The following is a 26,027-nucleotide window of genomic DNA, read 5'->3' as shown; positions in this document are numbered from 1 at the left end:
GGGACCCCGGCCCCGCTTAGACTTAGCCAAGCCTTACCAGCCCCTGCGAAACGAGCCCCAGCCGATGCGTGTGTCCGTCAGACGCGCTGTCGCGATGACGGCGGCCGTCGTGGCCCTGCTGCTCGCGATCCTGTTCAGCCTCGCCGTCGGCGCCCGCGCGATCGCGCCCTCCGCCGTCCTCGACGCCCTCCTGCACGGCGGGCACAGCGACGCCGCCGAGGTGATCCGGGAGCTACGGGTGCCCCGCACCGTCATCGGCGTGATGGTCGGCGCCGCCCTCGCCGTCGCCGGGACCGCCCTGCAGGGCATCACCCGCAACCCCATCGCCGACCCCGGCATCCTCGGCATCAGCCAGGGCGCCTCCGTCGGCGTCGTCCTCGCCATCGCCTACGCGGGCGTGCACACCCTCACCGGCTACGTCTGGTACGCCTTCGCGGGCGCCGGGATCGCCTCCGTCGCCGTGTACGCCATCGCCAGCAGCGGGCGCGGCGGCGCCACCCCCGTCAAACTCGCCCTCGGCGGCGCCGCCATCAACGCCCTGCTCGTCTCCGTCACCACCGCCGTCCTCACCACCAAGGCCTCCGCCCTGGACGAGTTCCGCTTCTGGCAGGTCGGCTCACTGTCCGGCCGCGACGCCGACATCGCCGCCCAGATCTGGCCCTTCCTGCTCGTCGGGCTCCTCCTCGTGCTCTTCGTCGCCCGCGGCCTCGACGCCCTCGCCCTCGGCGAGGACGTGGCCAAGGGCCTCGGCCAGAAGGTCGCGACGGTACGCGTCGTGGGCGGCCTCGGCGCCACGGTCCTCACCGCCGTCGGCGTCGCCGCCGCCGGACCCATCGCCTTCATCGGCCTCGCCGTCCCCCACATCGCCCGCGCCATCATCGGCAGCGACCACCGCTGGGTCCTCCCCCTGGCGGCCCTCCTGGGCCCGGTCATGCTCCTGGTCTCCGACACGATCGGCCGCGTCGTCTTCCCGCCGAGCGAGGTCCCGGCGGGGGTCATGACGGCTCTGATCGGGGTGCCGTTCCTGGTGACCCTGGTCCGCCGAAAGGCGGTGGCGGCATGACGAAGACCGATGACCGATCCGCTTCCGGCCACCCGCCCGCTGCCTCCAAACGCCCTGCCCCCGGTGCCGGGCAACCGTTCCGCGCACGTCCCCCCGGCTACGCCCTACTCCGGTTCCGAAGGGCCGCCTTCCTCCTCCACCGCCGCTCCGCCGTCGTCGCGCTGGCCCTCGGCCTGGCCCTCGCGGCCGCCTGCCTGGCGTACCTCTGCGTCGGCGAGACCTTCGTACAGCCCGTCGAGGCCCTGAAGGTCGTCTTCGGGCACCCCTCCCCCGACGAGCTGGTCGTGGGCACCCTGCGCGAGCCGAGGATGACGGTGGGCCTCCTCGTGGGCGCGGCCTTCGGCGTCGCGGGCGCCCTCATCCAGACGGTCGCCCGCAACCCCCTGGCCAGCCCGGACATCATCGGCATCAGCCAGGGCGCGAGCGCGGTGACGGTGGGAGCGATGACGTACGGCGTGACGTCGTACACGCTCCTGCCGTACCTGTCCGTGGCCGGCGGCATCCTCGCCGCCCTGCTCGTGTACGTGTTCGCCTGGCGAGGCGGCCTGCACGCCACCCGCTTCGTCCTCATCGGCATCGGCTTCGCCATCGCGCTCCGCTCGGTCACGACGCTGTTCATGACGAAGGGCGACTACCTGGTCGCGCAGCAGGCGCAGATCTGGATGACGGGTTCGCTGAACGGCCGCGGCTGGCCGGAGGCCGACCCGCTCGCCCTGACCCTGCTCGTGCTGCTCCCGTTCGTGGCCTGGGCGGCCCGCGCCCAGCGCACGGCGGCGATGGACGACGACACGGCGACGGCCCTCGGCGTGCGCCTGGGCCGCGTCCGCTTCGGCCTGGTCCTGCTCGGCGTGGTGCTCGCCTCCGTGGCGACGGGCGCCGCGGGCCCGGTCGACTTCGTGGCCCTGCTCGCCCCGCAGATCGCCCGCCGCCTCACCCGCACCGCCCAGATCCCGCTGCTGAGTTCGGCCCTCCTGGGCGCGCTGATCGTCGTGCTCGCCGACCTGCTCGCCCGGAAGCTGTTCGCGCCCACGGAGCTGCCGGTGGGTGTCCTCACGGCGGCCGTCGGGGCCCCGTACCTGATCTGGCTCATCATCCGCAGTCGTTCCGTACGCAATGGAGGCACCGCGTGACCGCCCCCGCCCCCGCAAGCACGGCGGCCGCCCGCCTCACGGCCCGCGAGCTGACCCTCGCGTACGAGGACCGCACCGTCGTGCACGACCTGGACCTCGCGATCCCCGACGGCAAGGTCACCGTCATCGTCGGCCCGAACGCCTGCGGCAAGTCCACGACCCTGCGGGCCCTCGGACGGCTCCTGAGGCCCAGGAGCGGGGCCGTCCTGCTCGACGGCGAGGCCCTCGCGAAGCTGCCGACACGGCACATCGCCCAGCAGGTCGGGCTGCTCCCGCAGACGCCCGTCGCCCCCGAGGCGATCACCGTCGGCGACCTGGTGGCACGCGGGCGCCAGCCGCACCAGCGCTGGTGGCAGCAGTGGTCCGACGCCGACGAGACCGCGGTGACCGAGGCCATGGAGCGCACCGACGTGGCGGCGCTCGCCGAGCGGTCCGTGGACGAGCTGTCGGGCGGGCAGCGGCAGCGCGTGTGGATCGCGATGGCGCTCGCGCAGCAGACGGACATCCTCCTCCTGGACGAGCCCACGACCTATCTGGACATCTCCCACCAGGTCGAAGTCCTCGATCTGGTACGTCAGTTGGCCGCGCCCACACCGGAGGGCGACCGGGGCCGGACGGTCGTGGTCGTGCTGCACGACCTGAACCAGGCGGCCCGGTACGCCGACCACCTCGTCGCCATGAAGGAGGGGCGGGTGGTCGCCCGGGGAACGCCCGCGGAGATCGTCACCGAGGAACTCGTGCAGGAGGTCTTCGGCCTGCACTGCGTGGTCGTACCCGACCCGGTGACGGGCTCGCCGCTGGTGGTGCCGGGCACGCCCTGGCAGCCGCCGGCCACCGGGAAGTCCGCGGCCCCCGCCGGGCCGTCGGCTCCCTTGGACAAGAAACCACCCCTCGACGAAAGGCCCACGTCATGACTGGTTTCCCCCGCCGCCGCGCCCTCACCGCGGGCGCCCTCGCACTGTCCGGCGCCCTCGCCCTCACCGCCTGCGGGTCCGACTCGGACGACTCCGGCGACGGCTCGGGGTCGGGTTCGGGCAAGACGCACACGGTCAAGACCGCCATGGGTGACGTGAAGGTGCCGGTCGAGCCGAAGCGGGTCGTCGTGCTGGACACCGCCGAGCTGGACTCCGCGATCACCCTCGGCGTGAAGCCGGTCGGCGCCACGCACGTCGAGGCGGCCGAAGGGTTCCCGGGTTATCTGCCGAAGGACGAGGTCGCGGGCGTCAAGGACGTCGGGGAGATGCTGAACCCCAACATGGAGGTCATCGCCGGGCTCAAGCCCGACCTGATCCTCACGTCCAAGATCCGGCACGGGGCGAAGTACGACCAGCTCAAGCAGATCGCGCCGACGGTGATGACGGAGACCACCGGCTACCCCTGGAAGGAGAACTTCCAGACCCACGCCGACGCCCTCGGCAAGAAGCCCGAGGCGAAGAAGGCCGTCGCCGACTACACCGCCCACGCCAAGAAGGTCACGACGGCCGTCGGCGGCCCCGCGAAGGCCAAGGCGACCGAGGTCAACATCGTCCGCTTCGTGGAGGGCGCGGACATCCGCGTGTACGGCGAGCAGACGTACGTCGCCACGATCCTCAAGGACGTCGGGCTCGGCCGGCCGCCGCTGGCGAAGAAGGCCAAGGACGGGTTCTCGTACGACCTGAGCCCCGAGAAGATCGACATGGCCGACGCGGACGTCATCTTCCAGTCCACGTACGGCGATCCGGAGAAGTCCAAGCAGACCCGGACCGTGCGCAGCGGGCTGTGGAAGAACATGCAGGCCGTGAAGTCCGGCAACGTCCACGTCGTCGACGACGAGCTGTGGATCCAGGGCATCGGCTACACGGCCGCCGCGAAGATCCTGGACGAGTTGCAGGCCGACCTGACGAAGTAGCCTTCCGGCCGCCCGGTCCTCAGAGTCAGAGGAGGGCGGCCCTAGTCCGCCGACGGCCGTCGCCGCTGCGCCCTCCACACCAGGAAGAGCGCGGAGGCGACGGCCGCCCCGCGGACCACCCACGGCCAGGTGTCGGCCACCGCCTCGTTCATGTGCCCCTTGACGATGGGCTCGCCCCACTTGCCCTGCGAGCGGCCCCACAGCCAGGCGACGCCCGACGCGATGGCGAGGCCCGGCACCACGAACACGCCGACCTTCCGCTCCGCCGGGCTGAGCTTCCGCGAGAACCAGGCGACGACCCAACCGCCCGCCAGCGCGAACCAGTTGCCGATGACGGCGCCGACGACGAGCGCGATCGCCGCGAGCAGCGGAACGGGGTTGGCGAGGGCGCGGGCGAGACCCGCCTTCGCGTTGGCGCCCTTCGCCACCGGCGCGGGCTCGTCCTCCTCGGCGGTGTCCTCCTCGGGGACGGCCTTCGCGGCGGGCGCGAGCAGCCGCCGCAACCGGCCGCGCGGGGCGGCCTCGACGGCCTCGTCCTCCGCTGCCCCCTCTGCCCCCTCTTCTTCGGCCTCGTAGACCTCTTCGTCGTCGTACTCGTCCTCGGCGTCCTCGGTCCCCGGCGCGCCGGGGCCCCGCTTCGCCATGCTCACCGAAGGACGCTTCAGCATCTCGGGGATCTCCACCCCGCCGACGAAGCCGTGCACGGTGTCCTTGCCCGCCGCCGGCGAGCTGTCGACGCGCCACCAGTCCGGCTCCAAGTCGGCGCCGGTGACGCCCAGTTCGTCCGTGCCCGCGAGGTGCGGGGGCGCGGGGCGGGGCTCGGGGCGGGGAGCGGGCGGCGGGGCGGCGGGGCGGCGCCTGGCGGGGCGGGCCTTCGCGGGGCGGGCAGGACGGGCAGGGCGCTCGGGGGCCGGGGGCTCGGGGGCGGGCCGCGCGGGGTTGTCCGTGGCCGCGGGGCGCTCCGTCGCCGGGCGCGGGCGGGGCCGCGGGACGACTCGGCGCAGGCGGCTGGTCTGGGGTTCCGCGCGCTGTTCGGGGATGGCGGCGCTGATGTCGTCGGGATTGTCGGCCGCCGCGTCGACCAGTTCGTCGGGGGTGCCGAGGCCGTCCAGGATGCGGCGGATCGCGGCGGGGCTGTCGGCGGCGCCCGCGCGGCGGCGGTCGATCTCGCCGCGCAGCCCGGAGACGAGCCGCATCCGGGTGCCGGACGGCAGTTGGCGCTGCTGGGCCACGTCGCCGACGCGGCTCAGATAGTCGAAGACGAGCTGGTCGCTCTCGATCCCCACGAAGTTCCCTCCGGGGCTGCGGTGTTGTGGCCCGACCTCGACGTTACCGTGATCCGCGGCGCCCGGCCCCCCTGCCCCTGAGGTGGCCGCACCGCCCGGGCCGTCCCCCTTCCGTCGCATGCTTCTGCCACGGACCTCTGCCACGGACTTCTGTCACAGAACAACGACAGCGCCAACCGAACACACGTGTTCCCCGTTCTTGTAGAGCAGCCCGACACCCTCTGTTCGTTGATCGCTGTTCGTTGATCACTGTTCGCTGTTCGTCGTTCGCCGCCCGCACCGAGTCGAGGAGACCCCCGCCATGACCGCCACACCCCCTTCCCTGTTCCGGCGCCTTCGTGGCCGCGCCAAGGGGCTCGCCGTGGCCGGTGCGGCCCTGGCCGTCGCCGCGCCCGTCGTGGTAACCGCCGCGGCCGGTCAGGCAGGTGCCGCCGCCGACCCGACCTCCGCGCTGAAGTTCACCGCCGCGGAGCGCAAGGACGCCCTCGCGTACTGGACGCCCGCCCGGATGAAGGCCGTCGGCAGGTCCGTGGACCTCGGCCCGTCCGGCCCGAAGGCCAAGCCGTGGCAGGGCCCCGAGCTCAAGACCGTGGGCCGCCTGTTCTTCGTCAACTCCGGCGGCGCCGACACCTGGTGCACCGCCACCGCCGTGAAGAGCGCCAACCGCTCCGCCGTGATGACCGCCGCCCACTGCGTGCGCCGGGGCTCCTCCCCCGTGAACACCAACATCGAGATGGTGTTCGTACCCGGCTACCACCAGGGCAAGGCACCCCACGGCGTGTTCCCGGTCCGCCAGGCCATCACCCCGCGCGCCTGGGAGACGGACTCCACCGACGACATGGCCACGTTGGTCGTCGCCCCCGACAAGAACGGCAAGAAGCTCACCGACGTCGTGGGCGCCCGCGCCGTCGCCTTCAACCGCCCCGTCGGCGGCACCGTCTCCGCCCTCGGCTACTCCGCGACCCGCCCGCAGCGCGGCGAGTCCCTGCTGCGCTGCGTCGGTACGGCGAAGAAGGAGCACGGCACGCAGGCCATCCCCTGCGACATGTCCGGCGGCTCCAGCGGCGGCCCCTGGTTCGCCGACTTCAACGCGAGCACCGGCCGGGGCACCCTGATCTCGGTCAACAGCGCGCTGGACTCCCTGGAGCCGACGAAGATGTACGGAGAGGTGTTCGGGGGCCTGGCCAAGAAGGTGTACGACCGGGCGCAGCACGCCTGACGGCGGGAGCGGCACGCCTGACGCGGCGGGCGCGGGCCCCTGAACCGGCGCCCGCGCCGCGCCTGACGCCCGGCCCCGCGCGGTGCCGCGCGGGCGCCCGCCCCGGCCCGGCCCGGCGGGCGACCCGCTACCGTGGCGAGGATGAGCACCCCGGACGCCCCCCGTTCCCTGGCGGAAGCCCTCCGGGCGAGCGACGACGCGGCCATGGTCGCGTTGTTGCGGACCCGGCCGGACCTCCTGACGCCGGTCCCGAACGACCTCACACAGCTCGCGACGCGCGCGGGCACGCGGGCGTCCGTCGTGCGCGCGCTCGAACGGCTGGACCGGTTCTCGCAGCAGGTCGCGGAGGCGCTGGCGGTGGCGCGGGAACCGGCGACGTATCCGGAGCTGCTGGGGTTGCTGGCGGGGGACGACGGGGCAGCGGGTGGGGTCGGGGCCGACGGGGCCGGGGCCGGAGCCGTTGGGGCCGGGGCCGGGACGGCCTGGGACGACGCGGCCGGGACCGAGACGGCCTGGGCCGACCGGGCCGAGTCCGATGCGGCCGGGACCGGAGCCGCCGGGGTGCGCGGCGCCCTCGACCGCGCGCTCGCCACGCTGCGCGGGCAGGCCCTCGTCTGGGGCGGCGACGACCGGCTCCGCCTGGTCCGCACCGCCCGCGAACTCCTCGCGCCCACCCCGCAGCGGCCGTCCCCGACAGGGCTCGGGCCGACCGTCGCGGAGGCGATGGCGGGGATGTCACCGGGGCGGGTGCAGACCCTGGTCGCGGCGGCGGGGCTCGCCGCGACGCACGACGCGGTGTCGGCCGTGGAGGCGCTGACGGCGCTGTTCACCGACCGCGAGCGGATGGCGGCGCTCCTGGACGAGGCGCCCGCCGAGTCCGTGGAGGTCCTGTCGCGGCTCGTGTGGGGGCCGCCGTACGGCCAGGTCACCGCCGAACCGGCGGCGCACCTGCGCTGGCTGATCGACCGGGGCCTGCTCCTGCCGACCGCGCCGGGCACCGTCGTGCTGCCCCGGGAGGCGGCCCTGCACCTGCGCGGGGGCCGCGCCCACCGCGTACTGGAGGCGACCGCGCCGCCCGTCGAGGCCGCGCGCGAACACCGTCCACAGGTTGTGGACGCGACCGCCGCGGGCCAGGCGCACATGGCGCTCGCCACCGTCGAGGAACTGCTCAAGGACTGGGACGAGGGCGGGCCCGCGGTGCTGCGGGCGGGCGGCCTGAGCGTGCGCGACCTGAAGCGGACCGCGGTGGCCCTCGACGTGCCGGAGCCGCAGGCCGCCTTCTGGGTGGAACTCGCGTACGCCGCCGGGCTCCTCGCGGCCGACGGCGAGGCCGACGAGCGGTACGCGGCGACGCCCGCGTACGACACCTGGCAGGAGCTGCCCGCCGCCGAGCGCTGGGCCCGCCTCGCCACGGCGTGGCTCACCGCGACCCGCACGGCGGGCCTGGTCGGCGGCCGCGACTCCAAGGACCGCACCCTGTCCGCGCTCGGCCCCGGCCTCGACCGCTCCGCCGCCCCCGAGGTGCGCCACCGCGTCCTGACCCTCCTCGCCGGCCTCCCCGAAGGCTCCGCCCCCGCCCCCGACTCCCTCCTCGCCCGCCTCCGCTGGGAACGCCCCCCTGGCGTGGTCGCCTCCGACCTGCGGGCCCGCCTGGCCACCTGGACGCTGGACGAGGCGGAACTCCTCGGCGTGACGGGGCGGGGGGCACTCGCGTCCCACGCCCGCGCGCTGCTGGCCGCGGGCCCGGAGGCGGGCGAGGCTGACGCCGCCCGGCTCCTCGCCCCCCTCCTCCCCGAACCCCTCGACCACGTCCTCCTCCAGGCCGACCTCACGGCCGTCGCGCCGGGGCCGTTGCGGCGGCCGCTCGCCGACGCGCTGACCGTGCTCGCCGACGTCGAGTCGAAGGGCGGGGCGACCGTGTACCGGTTCACGCCCGGGTCCGTGCGGCGGGCGCTCGACGCCGGGCAGAGCGCGTCCGACCTGCACGCCTTCCTCGCCGCGCACTCCCGTACGCCGGTCCCCCAGCCCCTCACGTACCTGATCGACGACGTCGCGAGAAAACACGGCCACCTGCGCATCGGCGCCGCGTCCGCGTACGTCCGCTGTGACGACGAGGGCGTCCTCAACGAGATCCTCGCCGACAAGCGTGCCCAGGGCCTGCGCCTGCGCCGCCTCGCCCCGACCGTCCTCGCCACCCAGGCCGACCCGGCCGCGCTCCTCGACGGCCTGCGCTCCCTCGGCTTCGCCCCGTCCGCCGAGAGCGCCGAGGGCGACGTCCTCATCACCCGCGCCCACAGCCACCGCACCCCGCCGCGCACCCCGCCCGAGCCGGTTCCGGACGGCCCGCCGCTGCCCGACACCACCCTCATCGACGCCGCCGTACGCGCCATCCGCGCCGGCGACCTGGCCTCCACGACCCCCCGCAAGACCACCACCCCCGACACCGGCGAACTCCCCCGCACCACCCCCGCCGAGACCCTCGCCACCATGCAGGCCGCCGTCCTCACCGGCGAGACCCTCTGGATCGGCTACGTCAACGCCGAGGGCGCCGCCAGCCAACGCGTCATCGCCCCCGTCCGCGTGGAGGGCGGCTTCGTCACGGCCTACGACCACACGGCAGACGAGGTCCGCACCTATCCCCTGCACCGGGTCACGGGGGTCGCGGAGCTGGCGGACGACTGACGGGCCCTGCCCCGCACGCGTCCGGGACCTTCGAAAGAGTGAACGCATCCCTGTTCGCCCGACACACCGGAACGTGATCCAACAGGGTTGCGCCCATGGTCAGTTCATCCCACGAGGGCTTACACCGCATCTTCCAGGAGCGGCCGGAGATCCTCGCCCCCGTCTTCCGAGTACTGGACGTCCCCTTCCCCGAGAAGGCGACCCTGGACGTGCTCACCCCCGACGTCACGGAGACCAAGCCGCTCGAACGCCGCATCGACACCGTGCTGCGCATCGGCCCGTCCGACGGGGACGACTTCCTGCTCGCCGTCGAGGCACAGGGAGCACGAAAAGCCGACAAGGAGTCGAGCTGGCCGTACTACGTCGCCCACCTCCAGGCCAAGTACCGCCTGCCGGTGCTGCTGCTCGTGGTCTGCCAGGACCTGCCCACGGCCAAGTGGGCGGCCGGTCCCTTCGACTGCGGAGTCCGGGGCTGGACCACACAGCGCACGCACCCGCTGGTCGTCGGCCCCGACAACCTGCCGGTGATCACCGATCAGAGGACGGCGGCGGAGAACCCCGCGATGGCGGCCTTCTCCGCTCTGGCACACGCCCGCAGCCGCCGTATCGACGCCATACTGGAAGCACTCGGCCGTGGCCTTCAACAGCAGGACCCGAAGGCCGCCGACTACTTCTACGAGTTCCTGGACATCAACCTGCGGGGCACCGCAGCCGGAGACAAATGGAGGGAAATCTTGACCTTCGTAAGCTACTTCCCCGGGCGCGGCACGGTCCGCGAGACGGCCTACCTCGAGGGCAAGGCCGAGGGTAGGGCCGAGGGCGAAATCAGGGGCAGGGCTGAGGCTCGCGTCTCCATGATCCTGCGCGCCCTGGAGATGCGCGGCGTCGACGTTCCCGAGGACGTCCGGGAACACATCGCCGCGTGCACCGACCCGTACACCCTCAGCCTCTGGTTCGAAAAGTCACTCACCGTCACTACCGCAGGGGAGCTCTTCGCCGGGCCCCCTGCCCCCTCGACGGACACATCCGACGCGAGCTGAACGCCCCCTCGGCACACGGCCCGGGACCATGCCAGGTCCCGGGCCGTCGTACGTGGTCAGGACGACGCGTTCCCCGTCAGCAGCAGCACCAGGAACACCATCACGCCGAGCGCCTCCAGGATCGGCTTCGCCAGGAGGAACGCGGTCGTCAGCAGGGCCGCGGTCAGCGTCACCGTCAGCGCGAGGGTGCGCTGCGGGCTTCGGCGGGTCGGGGGTGCGTACCACTGGGGGCGGCCGGGGTGGTGGGGCGGAGTGGGGTGGGTGTTCATGGGGACAGCCAAGCCGTCGGGCCGGGGGTGCGGCACCGTGCGGGTACTCAGGCGGCGGGGCCGCGGCCGCGTGTTCGTACTCAGGCGCCCCAGCGGGCCACCGCCGTCCCGGCGGGGATGCGGCACACTGGATGTTTGGCCTAGCGAAAGGGCACCCCCTGGTGAACGGACCGCTCATCGTCCAGTCGGACAAGACTCTGCTTCTTGAGGTCGACCACGACCAGGCCGACGCCTGCCGCCGCGCGATCGCCCCGTTCGCGGAGCTGGAGCGCGCGCCGGAGCACATTCACACGTACCGCGTCACGCCGCTCGGCCTGTGGAACGCACGGGCCGCCGGGCACGACGCCGAGCAGGTCGTGGACGCCCTGGTCGAGTTCTCCCGGTATCCCGTGCCGCACGCCCTGCTGGTGGACGTGGCCGAGACCATGGCGCGGTACGGGCGCCTCACGCTCAGCAAGCACCCCGTGCACGGGCTCGTGCTCACCTCCACCGACCGGCCCGTGCTCGAGGAGATCCTGCGGTCCAAGAAGGTCCAGCCGCTCGTCGGCGCCCGGATCGACCCGGACACCGTCGCCGTGCACCCCTCCGAGCGCGGCCAGATCAAGCAGACCCTCCTCAAGCTGGGCTGGCCCGCCGAGGACCTCGCCGGGTACGTCGACGGCGAGGCCCACAAGATCGACCTGCGCGAGGACGGCTGGGCCCTGCGCCCCTACCAGCGCCAGGCCGTCGAGGGCTTCTGGCACGGCGGCAGCGGCGTCGTGGTGCTGCCCTGCGGCGCCGGCAAGACGCTCGTCGGCGCCGGTGCCATGGCCGAGGCCAAGGCCACGACCCTCATCCTCGTCACGAACACCGTCTCCGCCCGGCAGTGGAAGCACGAGCTGGTCAAGCGGACCTCCCTCACCGAGGACGAGATCGGTGAGTACAGCGGGACGAAGAAGGAGATCCGGCCCGTCACCATCGCCACGTATCAGGTGCTGACGACCAGGAGGAAGGGCGTCTATCCGCACCTGGAGCTCTTCGACTCCCGGGACTGGGGGCTCATCGTCTACGACGAGGTGCATCTGCTGCCCGCGCCCGTCTTCAAGTTCACCGCGGACCTGCAGGCGCGGCGACGGCTCGGTCTCACGGCGACACTGGTGCGTGAGGACGGGCGCGAGTCGGACGTCTTCTCCCTCATCGGGCCCAAGCGGTTCGACGCGCCCTGGAAGGAGATCGAGGCCCAGGGGTACATCGCGCCCGCCGACTGCGTCGAGGTGCGCGTCAATCTGACGGACGGCGAGCGGCTCGCGTACGCCACCGCCGAGGCCGAGGAGAAGTACCGGTTCTGCGCGACCACCGCGACCAAGCGGAAGGTCACCGAGGCGTTGGTGCGCAAGCACCAGGGGCAGCAGACGCTGGTCATCGGGCAGTACATCGACCAACTCGACGAGTTGGGTGAGCATCTCGACGCACCCGTCATCAAGGGTGAGACCACCAACGCCCAGCGCGAGAAGCTCTTCGACGCCTTCCGGCAGGGGGAGATCTCCGTGCTCGTCGTCTCGAAGGTCGCCAACTTCTCCATCGACCTGCCCGAGGCGACCGTCGCCATTCAGGTGTCCGGGACGTTCGGGTCCCGGCAGGAGGAGGCGCAGCGGCTCGGGCGGGTGCTGAGGCCCAAGGCCGACGGGCACGAGGCCCGCTTCTACTCCGTCGTCGCCCGGGACACCATCGACCAGGACTTCGCCGCGCATCGGCAGCGGTTCCTGGCGGAGCAGGGGTACGCGTACCGGATCCTGGACGCGGATTCGGTGCTGGCGGAGGAGTAGCGAGCGGGTGGCGGCTCGACGGCTCGACGGCTCGGCGGCTCGGAGAGGGTGGCGGCGCATCGGTACTGGTGGGTGCGCCGGTACGGGCTGATGCACCGTTGCTGGCGGAACCGCCCTACGCGTGCGCCGCTGTTCGCGCGGACCAGCCGCCGGAGGGCCGGGGGCTTCGCAGCAGTGGCACGTGGCGCGCGGAGCGCGGCGAACGGCGGGCGCGGAGGGCAGCGAAGCCGGTGCGAGAGATGACAAAAAGGAGGATTACGGTCACCACGAGGGGTGAGGGCGAGGTCACAGTACGTCGCTTCGCGGCGGTGGCCTCGGCGCGCGGCGGCCCATGGCCGATGCGGCGCCCGACAGGCAGAGGCAGGGGCGGGCGGTCAGCGGCGGCGGACGCCCGCCTCCTCCGCGTACTCGCCGAGGACGGCCACGCCGAACGCCGCGGTGGCGAACACCTTCGCGGCACGCAGGGTGGCGCCGAGGCGGTGCGGGCGGTGGGTGTCGGAGAGGGCCGTCGCGCCGGGGGCGGGGCGGGGTCCGGGGAGCTTCGGGGCGGACAGGGACGCGGGGGTGAAGGTTGCGCTGCTCATGTCTCCATGGTCGGTTTCGCGGGGCCCGCGCACATCGGCCTGCGGGGGTAAACGTCGGCGTCCGCCGGTAGGACTCGGGGGGCATGGGCGGCCTCCGCCGGTAGGACCGCCGGGGGTCTGCCCGTACGCCTCGGGAGGGACGCGCGAGGACGACCGCCCTCAGGGTTTTCTCGGGGGTGCGTCAGGGTTTGCCGCCCTCGGCGCTTCCCTGGCCCCGCGCCCCCGTGCCTTCTCTCCCCTCGCCCCCCTGCCCCGCCCCGGCACCCCGGCGGAAAGCCGGCCCCCACCCCGCCGAAAAACCCTTTGGCCCGCCCCACCCCCGTAACTAAGATTTCCCCTTCCCGCCTCCCGCCCTGTTGGAGCGCCGCCGCCCGGCCGGAAACCGGCGGCCCTGAGCCACGCACCGAGCACATCCCGCACCCGCCGCCGGAGGCCCCCGTGAACGCCGCGCCCCCAGACCCCCTTGCCCGCGAACAGGCGCACCTGACCGCGTCCCGTGCCGCGCTGCGCGCCATGCGCGAGGACGCGGAGTCCCTGGACATCCGGGACGTGACGGCGAACTGGGTCAACGCCGAGGTACTGCAGGGCCAGATCGACGAGCGCATCAAGGCCCTGGCCGACCTCTCGCACACGCCGCTGTTCTTCGGCAGGCTGGACTTCCTGCACGCGCCCGGCGCGGACCAGGCCGAGGGGGCCGACGGGGAGAGGTTCTACATCGGGCGGCGGCACGTGCACGACGCCGACGGCGACCCGATGGTCATCGACTGGCGCGCACCCGTCTCGCAGCCGTTCTACCGCGCGTCGAAGAAGGACCCGCTGGACGTCGGCCTCCGGCGCCGGTTCGGTTACACCGGCGGCGACCTCACGGCGTACGAGGACGAGCACCTGACGGACACCACCGAGGCCGAGCAGGTCAGCAGGCTGCTCCAGGAGGAGATCGAGCGGCCGCGCGTCGGCCCGATGCGGGACATCGTCGCGACGATCCAGCCGGAGCAGGACGAGATCGTGCGCGGCGGCCTCGGCGGTTCCGTGTGCGTGCAGGGCGGGCCCGGCACGGGCAAGACGGCGGTCGGCCTGCACCGGGTCGCCTACCTCCTCTACGCCCACCGGGAGCGGCTCGCCCGCACCGGCACGCTGGTCATCGGGCCGAACCGCTCCTTCCTGCACTACATCGAGCAAGTGCTGCCCGCGCTCGGCGAGTTGGAGGTGCGGCAGGCGACGGTCGCCGACCTCGTCGCGCATGTCGAGGTGCGCGGCACGGACGAGCCGGAGGCCGCCCTGGTCAAGGGCGACGCGCGGATGGCGGAGGTGCTGCGGCGGGCGCTGCGGTCGCACGTCACGATGCCGAGGGAGGCGATCGTGGTGGTGCGCGGGTCGCGGCGCTGGCGCGTACCGGCGTACGAGTTCGAGGAGATCGTCGGGGAGTTGCTGGCCCGCGACATGCGGTACGGGGCCGCGCGCGAGGCCCTGCCGCAGCGCGTCGCGCACGCCGTGCTCGTGCAGATGGAGCGGTCCGGGGAGGCGCCGGACGACCGGGTGCAGGACGCGGTGGCGCGCAACGCGGCGGTGAAGGCGGCCGTCAAGGCGGTGTGGCCGCAGGTGGATCCGGCGCGGCTCGTGCTGCGGCTGCTGGGCGACGCGGAGTTCCTGGCGGAGCACGCCGAGGGGCTGCTCTCGGAGGCGGAGCAGAAGGCGGTGCTCTGGGCGAAGGCGCCGCGTACGCCGAAGAGCGCCAAGTGGTCGGCGGCGGACGCGGTCCTGATCGACGAGGCGGCGGACCTGGTGGCCCGTACGCACTCGCTCGGGCATGTCGTCCTCGACGAGGCGCAGGACCTGTCCCCGATGCAGTACCGGGCCGTCGGGCGGCGCTGCACCACCGGGTCCGTGACCGTGCTCGGCGACCTCGCGCAGGGCACCACGCCGTGGGCCACGCCGAGTTGGGACGAGGCGCTGGCCCATCTGGGCAAGTCCGACGCCGTGGTGGAGGAGCTGACGGCCGGTTTCCGCGTGCCGCGCGAGGTGATCGCGTACGCCTCGCGGCTGCTGCCCGCCATCGCGCCCGGCCTCGCCGAGGTCAGCTCGGTGCGCCAGTCCCCCGGCTCCCTGTCCGTACGCCACGTCGACGACCCCGACGCGGCCGCCCTCGCCGCCTGCGCCGAGTCCCTCCGCCACGAGGGGTCCATCGGCCTCATCGCCGCCGACCACCGCGTCCCCGCCCTCGCGGCGGCACTCGCCGAGGCCGGGGTCACCCACCTGTCCCCCGGCGAGGAGACCACCCCCGACACCCGTCTCACCCTCGTCCCCGCGTCCCTGGCGAAGGGCCTCGAATACGACTACGTGGTCCTGGACGAGCCCGCGGCGGTGGTGGCCGCCGAGCCCGACGAGCGCACCGGCCTGCGGCGCCTGTACGTGGCGTTGACGCGGGCGGTGTCGGGGCTGACGGTGCTGCACTCGACGCCGCTGCCCGAGGTGCTGGCGACGGCGTGACGTGGCGGTCGGCCGGAGCCGGAGCGTGCCGGTCGGCCTGACCCGCGGCGGGGACGGATCAGGCGTCCAGCGCCCGCCGCCAGGCCGAGACGGCTTCCGCCGAGACCGGCGCGTCCCACCCGTCGGGCCGGGCCGCCCCGCCGATGTGGAAGGCGTCGAGCCCGGCCGCACGGAGCCCCGGCACGTGGTCGAGGCGGAGGCCGCCGCCGACCAGGACGCGGGGCTCGTACCCCGGCTCCCCGGAGCGCGCGGCCTCGGCGAGGAGCGTGGGCAGGCCCTCGTCGACACCGGCGGCGGCACCGGCGGTGAGGTAGGTGTCGAGTCCGGGCAGGTCGGCGAGCTGCTTGCGCAGGGCGTCCCGGTCGGCGGCCCGGTCGATGGCCCGGTGGAACGTCCACCGGCACCCGTCGAGGACCTCCACGACCGCGTCGACGGCGGCGACGTCCGCGCCGCCCGCCTCGTCGAGGAACCCGAGGACGAACTCGTCGGCCCCCGCGTCCCGCAACTCCCGCGCACGCCGCGCCAGCACGGCCACGTCCCCGGCGGCGAACCCGTCGGCGAGCCGCAGCATGACGCGCAGCGCGATGTCGACGCAGGAGCGGATCTCCGTGAACGTCGCGACGGACGGCGTGAGCCCGTCCGCGGCCATGTCGGTGACCAGCTCTAGGCGGTCCGCACCTCCGGCCTGGGCGGCGACCGCGTCCTCGGCGTCGAGGGCGATCACCTCCAGGAGCGCGCGCTTGCTCATGGATGTCTTCCTTCTGGAGTCGGGGCCGGCTGTGGGCTGACGTCGTGCGGAGCGCCGACTACAGAAACACAGGTCTAGTCCAATTACCAGGGTACGCGCAGATCACCCCGGCGCGAATCGAACCGCACCGGGGTGATCAGGCCACGCACCGAGTTGATCAGGCCATGCGACGCTCCGCGGCACCGCGGAGCGTCCTGGTGGCCGCGGGCCTCAGCTCAAGGGCTGAAAGCCCCGCAGCCGCAGGCTGTTGCCGACCACGAAGACCGACGAGAACGCCATCGCGGCGCCCGCGATCATCGGGTTCAGGAGCCCCGCCGCGGCCAGCGGCAGCGCGCCGACGTTGTACGCGAAGGCCCAGAACAGGTTGGACCTGATGGTGCCGAGGGTGCGGCGCGAGAGCCGGATGGCGTCGGCCGCGGCCCGCAGGTCGCCCCGGACGAGGGTGAGGTCGCCCGCCTCGATGGCCGCGTCCGTGCCCGTGCCCATGGCGAGCCCGAGGTCGGCCTGCGCGAGCGCCGCCGCGTCGTTGACGCCGTCGCCGACCATCGCGACCGAACGCCCCTCGCCCTGGAGCCGCTTGACCACGTCGACCTTGTCCTGCGGAAGCACCTCGGCGATGACGTGCTCCGGCGCGATGCCGACCTCGGCGGCGACGCTGCGTGCGACGGCGGTGTTGTCGCCGGTGAGCAGGATCGGCGTGAGGCCGAGGTCGCGCAGGCGGCGGATGGCCTCCGGGCTGGTCTCCTTGACGGCGTCGGCGACTTCGAGGACGGCCCGCGCCTCGCCGTCCCAGGCGACCGCGATGGCCGTACGCCCGGCCGCCTCGGCCTCGCCCTTGGCCCGCTTCAGGTCCTCCGGCAGCTCCATGGCCCTTCCCCGAGCTCTCGACTCCGCTCGAGCAGGGGAGACCCCATTGGCCAGCAACTGCTCACGGCCCACCAGGACCGCGTGCCCCTCGACGATCCCCCGCACCCCGAGCCCGGGGACGTTCGCGAAGTCCTCCGGCACCGGCAGCGCGCCGACCCGCTCGGCAGCGCCCGCCGCGACGGCCTGGGCGATCGGGTGCTCCGAAGCGTGCTCCAACGCGCCCGCGAGCCGCAGGACTTCGTCCTCGCTCGTGCCCTCGGCCACGTGCGCGGCGAGCAGCGTCATCCGGCCCGTGGTGACCGTGCCGGTCTTGTCCAGGACGATCGTGTCGACGCGGCGCGTGGACTCCAGGACCTCCGGGCCCTTGATCAGGATGCCGAGCTGGGCGCCGCGCCCGGTGCCGACCATGAGCGCGGTCGGCGTGGCGAGGCCGAGGGCGCACGGGCAGGCGATGATCAGTACGGCGACGGCGGCCGTGAACGCGGCGGTCAGGCCCGCGCCGTTGCCGAGCCAGAAGCCGAGCGTGGCGACGGCGAGCGCGATGACGACGGGCACGAAGACGCCCGAGACGCGGTCGGCGAGCCGCTGGGCGGCGGCCTTGCCGTTCTGCGCGTCCTCGACGAGCCGCGCCATCCGGGCGAGCTGGGTGTCGGCGCCGACGCGGGTCGCCTCGACGACGAGGCGGCCGCCGACGTTCAGGGTGGCGCCGGTGACGGCGTCGCCGGGGGCGACCTCCACGGGCACGGACTCGCCGGTGAGCATGGAGGCGTCGACGGCGGACGAGCCCTCGACGACGCGCCCGTCGGTGGCGATCTTCTCGCCGGGCCGGACGAGGAAGTGGTCACCGGCCTTCAGCTCGCCGACCGGAACAGTCTCCTCCCGCCCGTCCCGCACCACGGTGACGTCCTTGGCGCCCAGTTCGAGCAGCGCCTTCAGGGCGGCCCCCGCCTTCCGCTTCGAACGGGCCTCGAAGTAGCGCCCGGCGAGGATGAACGCGGTGACCCCGGCGGCGGCCTCCAGGTAGATGTTCGCGGCGCCGTCGCTGCGCTCGATGGTCAGCTCGAAGGCATGCGTCATGCCGGGCGTCCCGGCCGAGCCGAAGAACAGCGCCCACAGCGACCACAGGAACGCCGCCGACGTACCGACCGATATCAGCGTGTCCATGGTGGCCGCGCCGTGCCGGGCGTTGGTGACCGCCGCCCTGTGGAAGGGCCAGGCCGCGTACGTCACGACGGGCGCCGCGAGCGTCAGGGACAGCCACTGCCAGTACTCGAACTGGAGCGCGGGGACCATCGCCATCGCGATGACGGGCACGGAGAGCACGACGGCGGTGATCAGCCGCTCCCGCAGCGTCCGCAGCGCGGCGGCGTCGGCATCCTCACCGCCCGCCTCGCCCTCCCCTCCCCCGCCGGGCTCCGCGCTCGGCGGGGCGGGCTCCTTGGCGGTGTACCCGGTGGCCTCGACGGTGGCGATCAGGTCGGCCACGGCGATGTCGTCGCCGTCGTAGGCGACCTTGGCCTTCTCGGTGGCGTAGTTGACGGTCGCCGCCACGCCGTCCATGCGGTTGAGCTTCCTCTCGATGCGGGCCGCGCACGAGGCGCAGGTCATGCCGCCGATGGAGAGTTCTACCTCCGTGGTCCCCGCCGCCTGCGGGGAGCCGGTGGGCCGGGTGGACTGCGTGGTCGACATGTCAGCCGCTCTCCTCCTGCCCGGCATACCCGGGCCCGGTATCGCTTACGAGTCCATGTATACCCCTGGGGGGTATCCAGACGCAAGCAGATCCCCTGAGGGGCAACCGCTTGACTTCATACCCCCAGGGGGTATCGTCGTCGACATGAAGACCGGACTGAGGATCACCGCGTACGCCGCGGCCGTAGCGGCCGCCTTCACCGCCGCGTACGGCGTCGGCACGAACGTCGACACCGTGAGCAAGCCCGCGGCGCACAGCGAGAAGAGCGAAGGGGGGCACGGGAAGGACGGCGGCGGGCACGAGAAGCCCGCGGGCGCGGCCGCCGCACCGGCCGGGCTGCAGGTCTCCGACCAGGGGTACGCGCTCGACCTCAGGACCCCGCGCGCGAAGGCGGGCGAGCGCACCGACCTGCGCTTCACCGTCCTGAAGGAGTCCTCGGGGGCGCCCCTGAAGACGTACAAGAAGGACCACGGCAAGGAGCTGCACCTGATCCTCGCCTCACGGGACCTGACGACCTACCGCCACCTGCACCCCGCGCGTGCCGCCGACGGCACCTGGTCGGTCCCGGCGACGCTGCCGAAGGCCGGGGACTACCGCGTGTTCGCGGACTTCACGCCCCGGGGCGCCGACGCGAAGGTCACCCTCGGCACCGACTTGGCCGTGACCGGCCCGTACGCCCCCGGGAAGCTGCCGACCGCGACCGCGACGGCCAAGGCTCCCGACGGCTACGAAGTGCGGCTGACCGGCGGGCTGACCCCCGGCAAGCCCCGCGAGGTGACCCTCCGCGTCACCCGCGACGGCAAGCCGGTCACCGACCTCCAGCCCTACCTCGGCGCCTACGGCCACCTCGTCGCGCTGCGCGCCGGTGACCTCGCCTACCTCCACGTCCACCCGAACGGCGAACCGGGCGACGGCGCCACGAAGCCCGGCCCCGAGGTGTCCTTCACGGCGACCGCACCGAGCGCGGGGGCGTACCGCCTGTTCCTGGACTTCCGGCACGAGGGCGTGGTGCGGACGGCGGCGTTCACGGTGCGGGCGGGCGGGGCGGAGCCCCACGACGCGGGGACCGGCACCGAGTCGCCCCACGGCCACTGACCCGCCCCACCGGACCTGCCTGACCTGCCGGTCCTCAGCCTCAGCCTCAGCCTCAGCTGAAAATGCTCAACTCCTCCTGCGTCGCCCCCGCCAGCTCGAACTTCGCGTCGGACAGGGGGCGGCCCGCGTACAGGCGCACCAGCGTCGGGGCGTCCCCGATGTACCGGGCGGGCGGGCGGCTGCCGTCCGTCACGCCCAGGAACAACGGCTCGTCGTAGCCGTCGAGGTCCGCGTGCAGGGGCGGGGCCTCGGACTGCTTGCTGAACGCGATGAGCAGCGGCAGCGCGTCGGCGAGGCCGGCGCCGCCGTACGCGCCCGGCAGGCCCCACGCGTCCCGTACGTCGCCCGCGTGCACCCACTCGCCGAGGGCGACGCCGTCGAAGAGGCCCTTCGACGCGGCGATGGCCGCGCCCGCGTTGGTCATGCCGTGCTCCAGCTCGTCCACGATGCGGGAGGTGGGCCAGTGCGCGCGTTCGGCGATGTCCCGGTCGTTGCCCTCGGCGGTGAACACCCCCTCCTCGAAGCGGCTCTCGATCACTCGGCTCAGGGCGGCCGAGCAGTGCGCGAGCACGTCTCGGACGGTCCAGCCGGGGCAGCAGGTGGGGATCGCGAACGCCTCGTCGGCGGCGGAGCGGAGGAGGGGGATGAGGGCGTCCCGCTCCGTGCGCAGGAGCCGACCTGGCCGGTCGGATTCGTACGCTTCGTCGGGCGTGTTCGCGTCGTCGTACGTCATGGCGGCCAGCCAAGCGGGCGTTGCCCCGAAAGGCAACGTCCAGGAACGTTTTCGCCCCGGCCGGACGGCGCGCCTCGCCCTCCGGGCGGGCTGGGAGTGCCGGGGTGTTGGCCGGTCCGTAGGAGGGTTGGGCGGGTGGGTGGGAGGGAGCCCGTCCGGCGGTTGGGGACGAGCGCGGAGCGCGATCGGGGGTGCGGTGGGGAGCGCCGCTAGGGTCGGGGCATGGCTGCAGACGATGTCGAAGGGCTCCGGGCCCGCTGGCGGGAGGCGCTGGTCGGGGCGCGGGGCACGGGGCCGGGGCCCGACCCGGAGGCGTACGGGGAGAATCTGATCGCACGGTGGGGCGAGGCGCACCGGCGGTACCACACCACGGACCACCTGCTCGCCGTCCTGAACCACATCGACACCCTCCACCCCCACGCGGACACCCCGCACTTGGTGCGGCTCGCCGCCTGGTTCCACGACGCGGTCTACGCCCCGGACCGCTCGGAGAACGAGGAACGCAGCGCCCGCCTCGCGGAACGGGCCCTGCCGGAGGCGGGCCTGCCCCCGGAGGCGACCGCGGAGGTGGCCCGCCTGGTCCGCCTCACGACCACCCACGACCCGGCGGAGGGCGACGCGAACGGCGAGGTCCTGTGCGACGCGGACCTCGCGATCCTCGCGGCGCCCCCGGACGCGTACGCCGCCTACGCGGCGGCGGTCCGCGAGGAGTACGCCTTCGTCCCCGACGAGGCGTTCCGCGCGGGCCGGGCGGACGTCCTGCGCCAACTCCTCGCCCTGCCCCGCCTGTTCCGCACGGAGTACGGAGCGACCCACTGGGAGCCCCTGGCCAGGGAAAACCTGACGACGGAACTGGACCTGCTCACGTAGCCTCGCGCCATGCTCTTCAACGGCGGGGAACGCATCGACGAGGCGACGGCACACGCGGTGGCGGCGCTGCGCGCGGTGGCGACGGCGGAGTACGACTGGACGGTCCCCGCGGGCGACCTGGAGTGGAGCTGCCTGGACACGGCGCAGCACATCGCGGAGGACTTCACGGCGTACGCGACCCAGCTCACCGGCCGCACCGCGGGCACCGGCGCGTACGTCCCCGTCGAGATGCGCCTGGAGGAGGGCACGGACGCGGACGGCGCGGTGCGCGTCGTGGAGGCGACGGCGGGCCTGCTCGCGGCGGTCGCACGGACCACGCCGCGGGGCGTGCGCGGCTGGCACCCCTACCCGTCCGGCAGCGCGGACGCGACCGGCTTCGCCGCGATGGGCGTCGCGGAGCTGCTCCTGCACACCTACGACGTCCTGCGCGCCTTCGGCGTCGCCTACGCACCCCCGGCCGACCTGTGCGAGGCCCTCCTTTCCCGCCTGTTCCCGAACGTGCCCCCGGCCCACGACGGCGAGGACCACTGGTGCGTCCTGCTGTGGGCCACCGGCCGCGGCACCCGCGAGGGCCACGCCCGCCTGGACCGCTGGCGCTGGCACAACCCCCTGCTGCTGCCCGCGGGCCCCGTCGACCTGGTCGAGGTGTCCCCGGACGCCGCCGCCGACATCGCCGGGGGCGGCACGGGCGGCTTCGCCTGGGCCGACGACGGCCCGTCCGGGGGCACGCGCGGCGCGGCCGACCGCACCGCGAAGGCGTACGCCGCCGGGACGCACCGCCCCGAGTGGGGCATGTTCGCCGTCGTCCGCGCCGAGGACCAGCGCGCCGTCGGCGCCATGGGCTTCCACGGCGTGCCCGGCGAGGACGGCTGGGCCGAGGTCGGCTACAGCCTGGTCCCCGCGGCCCGCGGCAACGGCTACGCCACGCGGGCCCTGCGCGCGCTCACCGCCTGGGCCCTCGCCCACCCCGACCACACCGGCGTCCGGGGCCTGCGCGCCCTCTCCGACGTCGGGAACACCGCCTCCCACGGCGTCCTGGCCCGTGCCGGGTTCAGCCGCGCGGCCGATCGGGAGGACGCGGTGGTCTTCGAGCACCCGCGCGACGCCTGACCGCGCCCGGCCACGCCCCGGCCGACGCCTGACCGCGCCCGGCCACATCCCCGTCGACCGGCCCGCCCAACAGCGGGAATGCCCACACCCCCGAACGCGTTGGCGAAAAACGTGCCCTCTCGCATGCCCATAGCCGTCCACACCCTCGGCGTCGCCGTCTTCGCGCTCGGCACCAGTGAGTTCATGCTGTCGGGGCTGCTGCCCGCCGTCGCCGACGACATGAACGTCTCCGTGCCGCGCGCCGGACTGCTGATCTCCGCGTTCGCCATCGGCATGGTCGTCGGCGCCCCGCTGCTCGCCGCCGCCACCCTGCGGCTGCCGCGCCGAGCCACCCTCATCGCCCTCATCAGCGTCTTCGGCCTCGGCCAGATCGCGGGCGCCCTCTCCCCCTCGTACGCCGTCCTGTTCGCGTCCCGCGTCGTCAGCGCGCTCGCCTGCGCCGGGTTCTGGGCCGTCGGCGCGGCCGTCGCCGTCGCGATGGTGCCGGTGACACAGCGGGCGCGGGCCATCGCCGTCATGCTCGGCGGCCTCTCCCTCGCGAACGTCCTCGGCGTGCCCGCGGGCGCCTTCCTCGGCGACCACTTCGGGTGGCGCTCCGCCTTCTGGGCGGTCGCCGGGGCCTCCGCGCTCGCCCTCGTCGGCGTCGTCCTGCTCGTCCCGCGCATCGCCCCGCCCGCCGAACAGCCCGTCCTGCGGCGCGAACTCGTCATCTACCGCGACCGGCAGGTGTGGCTCGCCGTCGCCGTCGTCGCGCTCGCCGCCGGCGGGGTGTTCTGCGCGTTCAGCTATCTCGCTCCGCTCCTCACCGATGTCGCGGGGCTCGGGGAGAGCTGGGTGCCGGGGGTGCTGGCGCTGTTCGGGGTGGGGGCGTTGATCGGTACGGCGATCGGGGGGCGGGTGACGGATGGGCGGCTCTTCACCGTGCTGTTCAGTGGGATCGCCGCGTCCACCGTGTTTCTCGGCTCCCTCGCGCTGCTCTCCGCGAGTGCCGTCGCCGCGGTGATTCTTGCGTTTCTGCTGGGGGTGTCCGCCTTCTATACCGGGCCCGCGCTCAACGCCCGCGTCTTCGAGGTCGCGGCCGCGGCGCCCACCCTCGCGGGGGCCACCGCCACGGCCTCGTTCAACCTGGGGAACACGGCGGGGCCGTGGCTCGGGGGGACCGTCATCGATGTGGGGTGGGGGTATGAGTCGGCTGCTTGGGCGGGGGCTGGGCTCACCACGTTGGCGTTGGCGACTGTTGCGGTGTCCGTGCGGGTGCGGGGCTCTGCCGAGAGCTCCCCGATCCCGCCCCTTCCCGAAGCTGGGGGCTCCGCCCCCAGGCCCCCGCTCCTCAAGCGCCGGAGGGGCTGAAATCGCTCACTGACGCCACTTGTTCACTTCAGGAAGTCCGAGCACACGTACGTTCCCGGGCGGGCGTCGGCCCTCGGGCGGAGTGTGATGCGGATGTCGTCCGTCCGGGTCGTGCCCTTGGCGTCGGCCATCGCTCGGGCCCTTGCGATGCTGCAGACGAGTTGGCCCTTGAGGTTGCGGTTCTCCACGGGGGAGCCGAGAAGTGCTCCTGCTGGGATGTGGACGGTGACCCTGTCGTCGTCGACGGTGGCGTCGTAGCTGCCGTCCCGCCCCAGCAAGGTGGTGAGTCCGGCGTCGCGTTCGGAGTCCACCGGGCCGACCAGGAGGTACTTGATGACGGTCTTGGGGTCCGTGACCCGGGACGCCGGGATGCCGGGGCGGGCGACGCCCTCCAGGCGGCCCGCCTGCGAGACGAAGTAGAGGCGCAGGCCCTTGGTGAGGCCCCCGGGTGCCTCGCCGCCGTCCAGGACGCCGGTGGGGCGGACTCCGCAGCCGGTGAGCAGTACGGCGGCCAGAGCCGCCAGGGCGAGGGACGCGCGCTTGGTCGTGGGCTTCACGCGTGGTCCTCCCTCGGGCGTCGCCACGGCAGCCGCAGCGTGAACGCCGCGCCGCCGTCCGGGCGGTTGGCCGCCTCGATCGTGCCGCCGTGCAGGCGGGCGTTCTCCAGGGCGATGGCGGTGCCCAGGCCGCTGCCCTCGGAGCGGGTGCGTGCGGAGTCGGCCTTGTAGAAGCGGTCGAAGACGTGGGCGAGGGTCTCGGGCGGGAGGCCGGGGCCGCGGTCGGCCACCTCGACGGTCAGCCAGTCGCCCGCCGGGTCGGTGGCGAGGGTCAGGGTCACGGGGGGCGCTCCGTGGCGCAGGGCGTTGCCGACGAGGTTGGCCACGATCACGTCGACGCGGCGGCGGTCGACCATCGCCCGGACGCCGGGGGGCAGTTCGGTGCGTACGCGGTCGGTCAGGGCCCGCAGGGACAGCGAGGCGGAGACGGCTTCCGCGAGGTCGGTGGGGGTGAGGTTGAGGCGGGCGGCGCCCGAGTCGAAGCGGGACATCTCCATCAGGTCCTCGACGAGCCGGGACAGCCGTGCCGTCTCCTCGCTGACGGTGCGGGCCGCGTGGGCCGAGTCCGGCGGCAGCGCGTCCGCGTCCTCGTCGAGGACGGTGGCGACCATCGTCATCGCGGCGAGCGGGGTGCGCAGTTCGTGCGAGACGTCGGCGACGAAGCGCTTGGCCCGCGCGTCCTGCTCGCGGAGTTCGGCGACGGACGCCTCCAGGGCGTCGGCGGTCTTGTTGAAGTCCCTTGCCAGGTCGGCGAGTTCGTCGCGGCCCCGGACGCGTACCCGGGAGGTGAGGTCTCCGGCGGCGTGGCGGCGCGTGGCACGGCCCAGTTCGCGTACCGGACGAAGGACCGTACCGGCGGAGAGCAGCGCGAGGACCGCGGCGAGCAGCACCACCGGCACGATGCCGCCCCGCACCGCGTCCAGGACACCGGCTGTCGCCTCGCTCTCCGCCCGCAGCGACGTGACGGCGAAGGCGTCGAGGCCCGAAGGTGCCGCGCCGTCGAACGTGACGGGGGTGCCCACGACCAGGTAGGGGCTGCCGTCGCGGTCGACCCGCTGGAAGCTCATGCGGTTGTGGGCGCGCACCGCCTGGCGCAGGGCGGGCGTGATCCGCGAGCGGTCGGCGGACGCGTCGGACGACACGGTGAGGGAGCGGTAGCGGGCCACGACCACGGCGTCGTCGCCGAGGCCGTCCGCGACGGTGGTGGCGAAGCGGGTCAGGGCCACCTCGTCGGCGGGGACGTCGAAGTCCGCGGCGGCCTGCTCGACGCGGTTCTTGAAGGCGGTGCGCACCGCGTCCTGCTTGCGTTCGAGGACGGCGGTACGGGATTCGCGGTACGCGAGCGCGGTCGCCGTGACCGCGCTGACCAGGGCGATGAGGACGAAGGCCACGACGAGGCGGGTACGGAGGCCGACGAGGCGCCGCAGCGCGCCACGGGGGCCGCCTCGGGGGCGGGGTGGCTCGGCGGGGCGGCTCGGCGGGGCGGCTCGGCGGCGGGAGTCGCCGGGCCCGGCGTCGGTACGGCCGCCTGCGGCACCCCCGGCCTCCGGCCCC

The 26,027-nt window shown here is 74.0% G+C and carries 21 protein-coding genes; 13 read left to right on the top strand and 8 right to left on the bottom strand.

The window, feature by feature from the left end:
* Positions 1–64 precede the first annotated feature (64 nt).
* The 4 genes from ACZ6BG_RS23080 to ACZ6BG_RS23065 are packed head-to-tail and all read left to right on the top strand — an operon-like array spanning position 65 to position 4,081.
* Positions 65–1,063: a FecCD family ABC transporter permease gene (locus ACZ6BG_RS23080; protein WP_469004373.1), complete on the top strand. Its 999-nt coding sequence runs from the start codon at positions 65–67 to the stop codon at positions 1,061–1,063.
* Positions 1,060–2,193: a FecCD family ABC transporter permease gene (locus ACZ6BG_RS23075; RefSeq protein WP_469004371.1), complete on the top strand. Its 1,134-nt coding sequence runs from the start codon at positions 1,060–1,062 to the stop codon at positions 2,191–2,193. Before ACZ6BG_RS23080 ends, ACZ6BG_RS23075 begins: the two co-directional genes overlap by 4 nt.
* Positions 2,190–3,107 (top strand): ABC transporter ATP-binding protein, encoded by a 918-nt coding sequence (locus ACZ6BG_RS23070; RefSeq protein WP_469004368.1) that lies wholly within the window; start codon positions 2,190–2,192, stop codon positions 3,105–3,107. Before ACZ6BG_RS23075 ends, ACZ6BG_RS23070 begins: the two co-directional genes overlap by 4 nt.
* Positions 3,104–4,081: an ABC transporter substrate-binding protein gene (locus ACZ6BG_RS23065; protein WP_469004366.1), complete on the top strand. Its 978-nt coding sequence runs from the start codon at positions 3,104–3,106 to the stop codon at positions 4,079–4,081. The genes ACZ6BG_RS23070 and ACZ6BG_RS23065 overlap by 4 nt, the downstream gene beginning before the upstream one ends.
* A 41-nt stretch (positions 4,082–4,122) precedes the next feature.
* Here ACZ6BG_RS23065 and ACZ6BG_RS23060 read toward each other — a convergent pair whose 3' ends face one another.
* On the bottom strand, positions 4,123–5,367 hold the full coding sequence (locus ACZ6BG_RS23060) for a hypothetical protein (protein ID WP_469004364.1): 1,245 nt from the start codon (positions 5,365–5,367) through the stop codon (positions 4,123–4,125).
* A gap of 301 nt (positions 5,368–5,668) precedes the next feature.
* On the opposite strand from ACZ6BG_RS23060, the gene ACZ6BG_RS23055 reads away from it, so the two are divergent.
* The 3 genes from ACZ6BG_RS23055 to ACZ6BG_RS23045 all read left to right on the top strand — a co-directional run bounded on the left by ACZ6BG_RS23055 (position 5,669) and on the right by ACZ6BG_RS23045 (position 10,308).
* On the top strand, positions 5,669–6,586 hold the full coding sequence (locus ACZ6BG_RS23055; protein ID WP_469004361.1) for a trypsin-like serine peptidase: 918 nt from the start codon (positions 5,669–5,671) through the stop codon (positions 6,584–6,586).
* A gap of 141 nt (positions 6,587–6,727) precedes the next feature.
* Positions 6,728–9,268: a helicase-associated domain-containing protein gene (locus ACZ6BG_RS23050; RefSeq protein ID WP_469004359.1), complete on the top strand. Its 2,541-nt coding sequence runs from the start codon at positions 6,728–6,730 to the stop codon at positions 9,266–9,268.
* 95 nt (positions 9,269–9,363) lie between these two features.
* Positions 9,364–10,308 (top strand): hypothetical protein, encoded by a 945-nt coding sequence (locus ACZ6BG_RS23045; RefSeq protein ID WP_469004357.1) that lies wholly within the window; start codon positions 9,364–9,366, stop codon positions 10,306–10,308.
* Positions 10,309–10,364: 56 nt separating this feature from the next.
* On the opposite strand, the gene ACZ6BG_RS23040 is transcribed toward ACZ6BG_RS23045, so the two are convergent.
* Complete coding sequence (locus tag ACZ6BG_RS23040; protein ID WP_469004354.1) at positions 10,365–10,577, bottom strand: hypothetical protein; 213 nt, start codon at positions 10,575–10,577, stop codon at positions 10,365–10,367.
* Positions 10,578–10,738: 161 nt separating this feature from the next.
* On the opposite strand from ACZ6BG_RS23040, the gene ACZ6BG_RS23035 reads away from it, so the two are divergent.
* A complete protein-coding gene (locus ACZ6BG_RS23035; RefSeq protein ID WP_469004352.1) occupies positions 10,739–12,382 on the top strand; it encodes a DNA repair helicase XPB in 1,644 nt (547 codons plus the stop codon).
* Positions 12,383–12,756: 374 nt separating this feature from the next.
* Here ACZ6BG_RS23035 and ACZ6BG_RS23030 read toward each other — a convergent pair whose 3' ends face one another.
* Positions 12,757–12,966: a hypothetical protein gene (locus ACZ6BG_RS23030; protein ID WP_469004350.1), complete on the bottom strand. Its 210-nt coding sequence runs from the start codon at positions 12,964–12,966 to the stop codon at positions 12,757–12,759.
* A gap of 438 nt (positions 12,967–13,404) precedes the next feature.
* On the opposite strand from ACZ6BG_RS23030, the gene ACZ6BG_RS23025 reads away from it, so the two are divergent.
* A complete protein-coding gene (locus tag ACZ6BG_RS23025) occupies positions 13,405–15,453 on the top strand; it encodes a HelD family protein (protein ID WP_469004348.1) in 2,049 nt (682 codons plus the stop codon).
* A 58-nt stretch (positions 15,454–15,511) separates the two neighbouring features.
* Here the strand turns inward: ACZ6BG_RS23025 and ACZ6BG_RS23020 are convergent, their stop codons facing one another.
* Both ACZ6BG_RS23020 and ACZ6BG_RS23015 read right to left on the bottom strand, forming a co-directional pair.
* A complete protein-coding gene (locus ACZ6BG_RS23020; protein ID WP_469004346.1) occupies positions 15,512–16,201 on the bottom strand; it encodes a copper homeostasis protein CutC in 690 nt (229 codons plus the stop codon).
* 210 nt (positions 16,202–16,411) lie between these two features.
* On the bottom strand, positions 16,412–18,757 hold the full coding sequence (locus ACZ6BG_RS23015) for a heavy metal translocating P-type ATPase (protein WP_469004343.1): 2,346 nt from the start codon (positions 18,755–18,757) through the stop codon (positions 16,412–16,414).
* Between the two features lie 145 nt (positions 18,758–18,902).
* Here ACZ6BG_RS23015 and ACZ6BG_RS23010 point away from each other — a divergent pair, with 145 nt between their 5' ends.
* Positions 18,903–19,853, top strand: a complete 951-nt coding sequence (locus ACZ6BG_RS23010; RefSeq protein ID WP_469004341.1) for a hypothetical protein — start codon at positions 18,903–18,905, stop codon at positions 19,851–19,853.
* Positions 19,854–19,905: 52 nt separating this feature from the next.
* Here ACZ6BG_RS23010 and ACZ6BG_RS23005 read toward each other — a convergent pair whose 3' ends face one another.
* Complete coding sequence (locus ACZ6BG_RS23005) at positions 19,906–20,586, bottom strand: maleylpyruvate isomerase family mycothiol-dependent enzyme (protein WP_469004339.1); 681 nt, start codon at positions 20,584–20,586, stop codon at positions 19,906–19,908.
* Positions 20,587–20,808: 222 nt separating this feature from the next.
* Between ACZ6BG_RS23005 and ACZ6BG_RS23000 the strand changes: the two genes are divergently transcribed.
* The 3 genes from ACZ6BG_RS23000 (at position 20,809) to ACZ6BG_RS22990 (ending at position 23,916) form a co-directional block, all read left to right on the top strand.
* A complete protein-coding gene (locus ACZ6BG_RS23000) occupies positions 20,809–21,456 on the top strand; it encodes an HD domain-containing protein (RefSeq protein WP_469004337.1) in 648 nt (215 codons plus the stop codon).
* Positions 21,457–21,465: 9 nt separating this feature from the next.
* Complete coding sequence (locus ACZ6BG_RS22995) at positions 21,466–22,566, top strand: GNAT family N-acetyltransferase (RefSeq protein WP_469004334.1); 1,101 nt, start codon at positions 21,466–21,468, stop codon at positions 22,564–22,566.
* A 123-nt stretch (positions 22,567–22,689) separates the two neighbouring features.
* A complete protein-coding gene (locus ACZ6BG_RS22990; RefSeq protein ID WP_469004330.1) occupies positions 22,690–23,916 on the top strand; it encodes a Cmx/CmrA family chloramphenicol efflux MFS transporter in 1,227 nt (408 codons plus the stop codon).
* Positions 23,917–23,939: 23 nt separating this feature from the next.
* On the opposite strand, the gene ACZ6BG_RS22985 is transcribed toward ACZ6BG_RS22990, so the two are convergent.
* Both ACZ6BG_RS22985 and ACZ6BG_RS22980 read right to left on the bottom strand, forming a co-directional pair.
* Positions 23,940–24,473 carry a hypothetical protein gene (locus ACZ6BG_RS22985; RefSeq protein ID WP_469004327.1) on the bottom strand — a complete coding sequence of 178 codons (534 nt, stop codon included), beginning with the start codon at positions 24,471–24,473 and terminating at the stop codon, positions 23,940–23,942.
* Complete coding sequence (locus tag ACZ6BG_RS22980) at positions 24,470–25,900, bottom strand: ATP-binding protein (RefSeq protein ID WP_469005219.1); 1,431 nt, start codon at positions 25,898–25,900, stop codon at positions 24,470–24,472. Before ACZ6BG_RS22980 ends, ACZ6BG_RS22985 begins: the two co-directional genes overlap by 4 nt.
* Between the last annotated feature and the right edge of the window lie 127 nt (positions 25,901–26,027).

The organism is Streptomyces sp. NPDC041205, assembly GCF_055591765.1.
This window is presented reverse-complemented; position numbering and strand designations above follow the sequence as displayed.

Coding starts and splice junctions, on each gene's coding strand:
- ACZ6BG_RS23020 (WP_469004346.1), bottom strand. CDS start 16,201: ATGAGCAAGCGCGCGCTCCTGGAGGTGATCGCCCTCGACGCCGAGGAC.
- ACZ6BG_RS23080 (WP_469004373.1), top strand. CDS start 65: ATGCGTGTGTCCGTCAGACGCGCTGTCGCGATGACGGCGGCCGTCGTG.
- ACZ6BG_RS23005 (WP_469004339.1), bottom strand. CDS start 20,586: ATGACGTACGACGACGCGAACACGCCCGACGAAGCGTACGAATCCGAC.
- ACZ6BG_RS23055 (WP_469004361.1), top strand. CDS start 5,669: ATGACCGCCACACCCCCTTCCCTGTTCCGGCGCCTTCGTGGCCGCGCC.
- ACZ6BG_RS23075 (WP_469004371.1), top strand. CDS start 1,060: ATGACGAAGACCGATGACCGATCCGCTTCCGGCCACCCGCCCGCTGCC.
- ACZ6BG_RS23000 (WP_469004337.1), top strand. CDS start 20,809: ATGGCTGCAGACGATGTCGAAGGGCTCCGGGCCCGCTGGCGGGAGGCG.
- ACZ6BG_RS23040 (WP_469004354.1), bottom strand. CDS start 10,577: ATGAACACCCACCCCACTCCGCCCCACCACCCCGGCCGCCCCCAGTGG.
- ACZ6BG_RS23050 (WP_469004359.1), top strand. CDS start 6,728: ATGAGCACCCCGGACGCCCCCCGTTCCCTGGCGGAAGCCCTCCGGGCG.
- ACZ6BG_RS23065 (WP_469004366.1), top strand. CDS start 3,104: ATGACTGGTTTCCCCCGCCGCCGCGCCCTCACCGCGGGCGCCCTCGCA.
- ACZ6BG_RS22995 (WP_469004334.1), top strand. CDS start 21,466: ATGCTCTTCAACGGCGGGGAACGCATCGACGAGGCGACGGCACACGCG.
- ACZ6BG_RS23030 (WP_469004350.1), bottom strand. CDS start 12,966: ATGAGCAGCGCAACCTTCACCCCCGCGTCCCTGTCCGCCCCGAAGCTC.
- ACZ6BG_RS22990 (WP_469004330.1), top strand. CDS start 22,690: ATGCCCATAGCCGTCCACACCCTCGGCGTCGCCGTCTTCGCGCTCGGC.
- ACZ6BG_RS23045 (WP_469004357.1), top strand. CDS start 9,364: ATGGTCAGTTCATCCCACGAGGGCTTACACCGCATCTTCCAGGAGCGG.
- ACZ6BG_RS23010 (WP_469004341.1), top strand. CDS start 18,903: ATGAAGACCGGACTGAGGATCACCGCGTACGCCGCGGCCGTAGCGGCC.
- ACZ6BG_RS23015 (WP_469004343.1), bottom strand. CDS start 18,757: ATGTCGACCACGCAGTCCACCCGGCCCACCGGCTCCCCGCAGGCGGCG.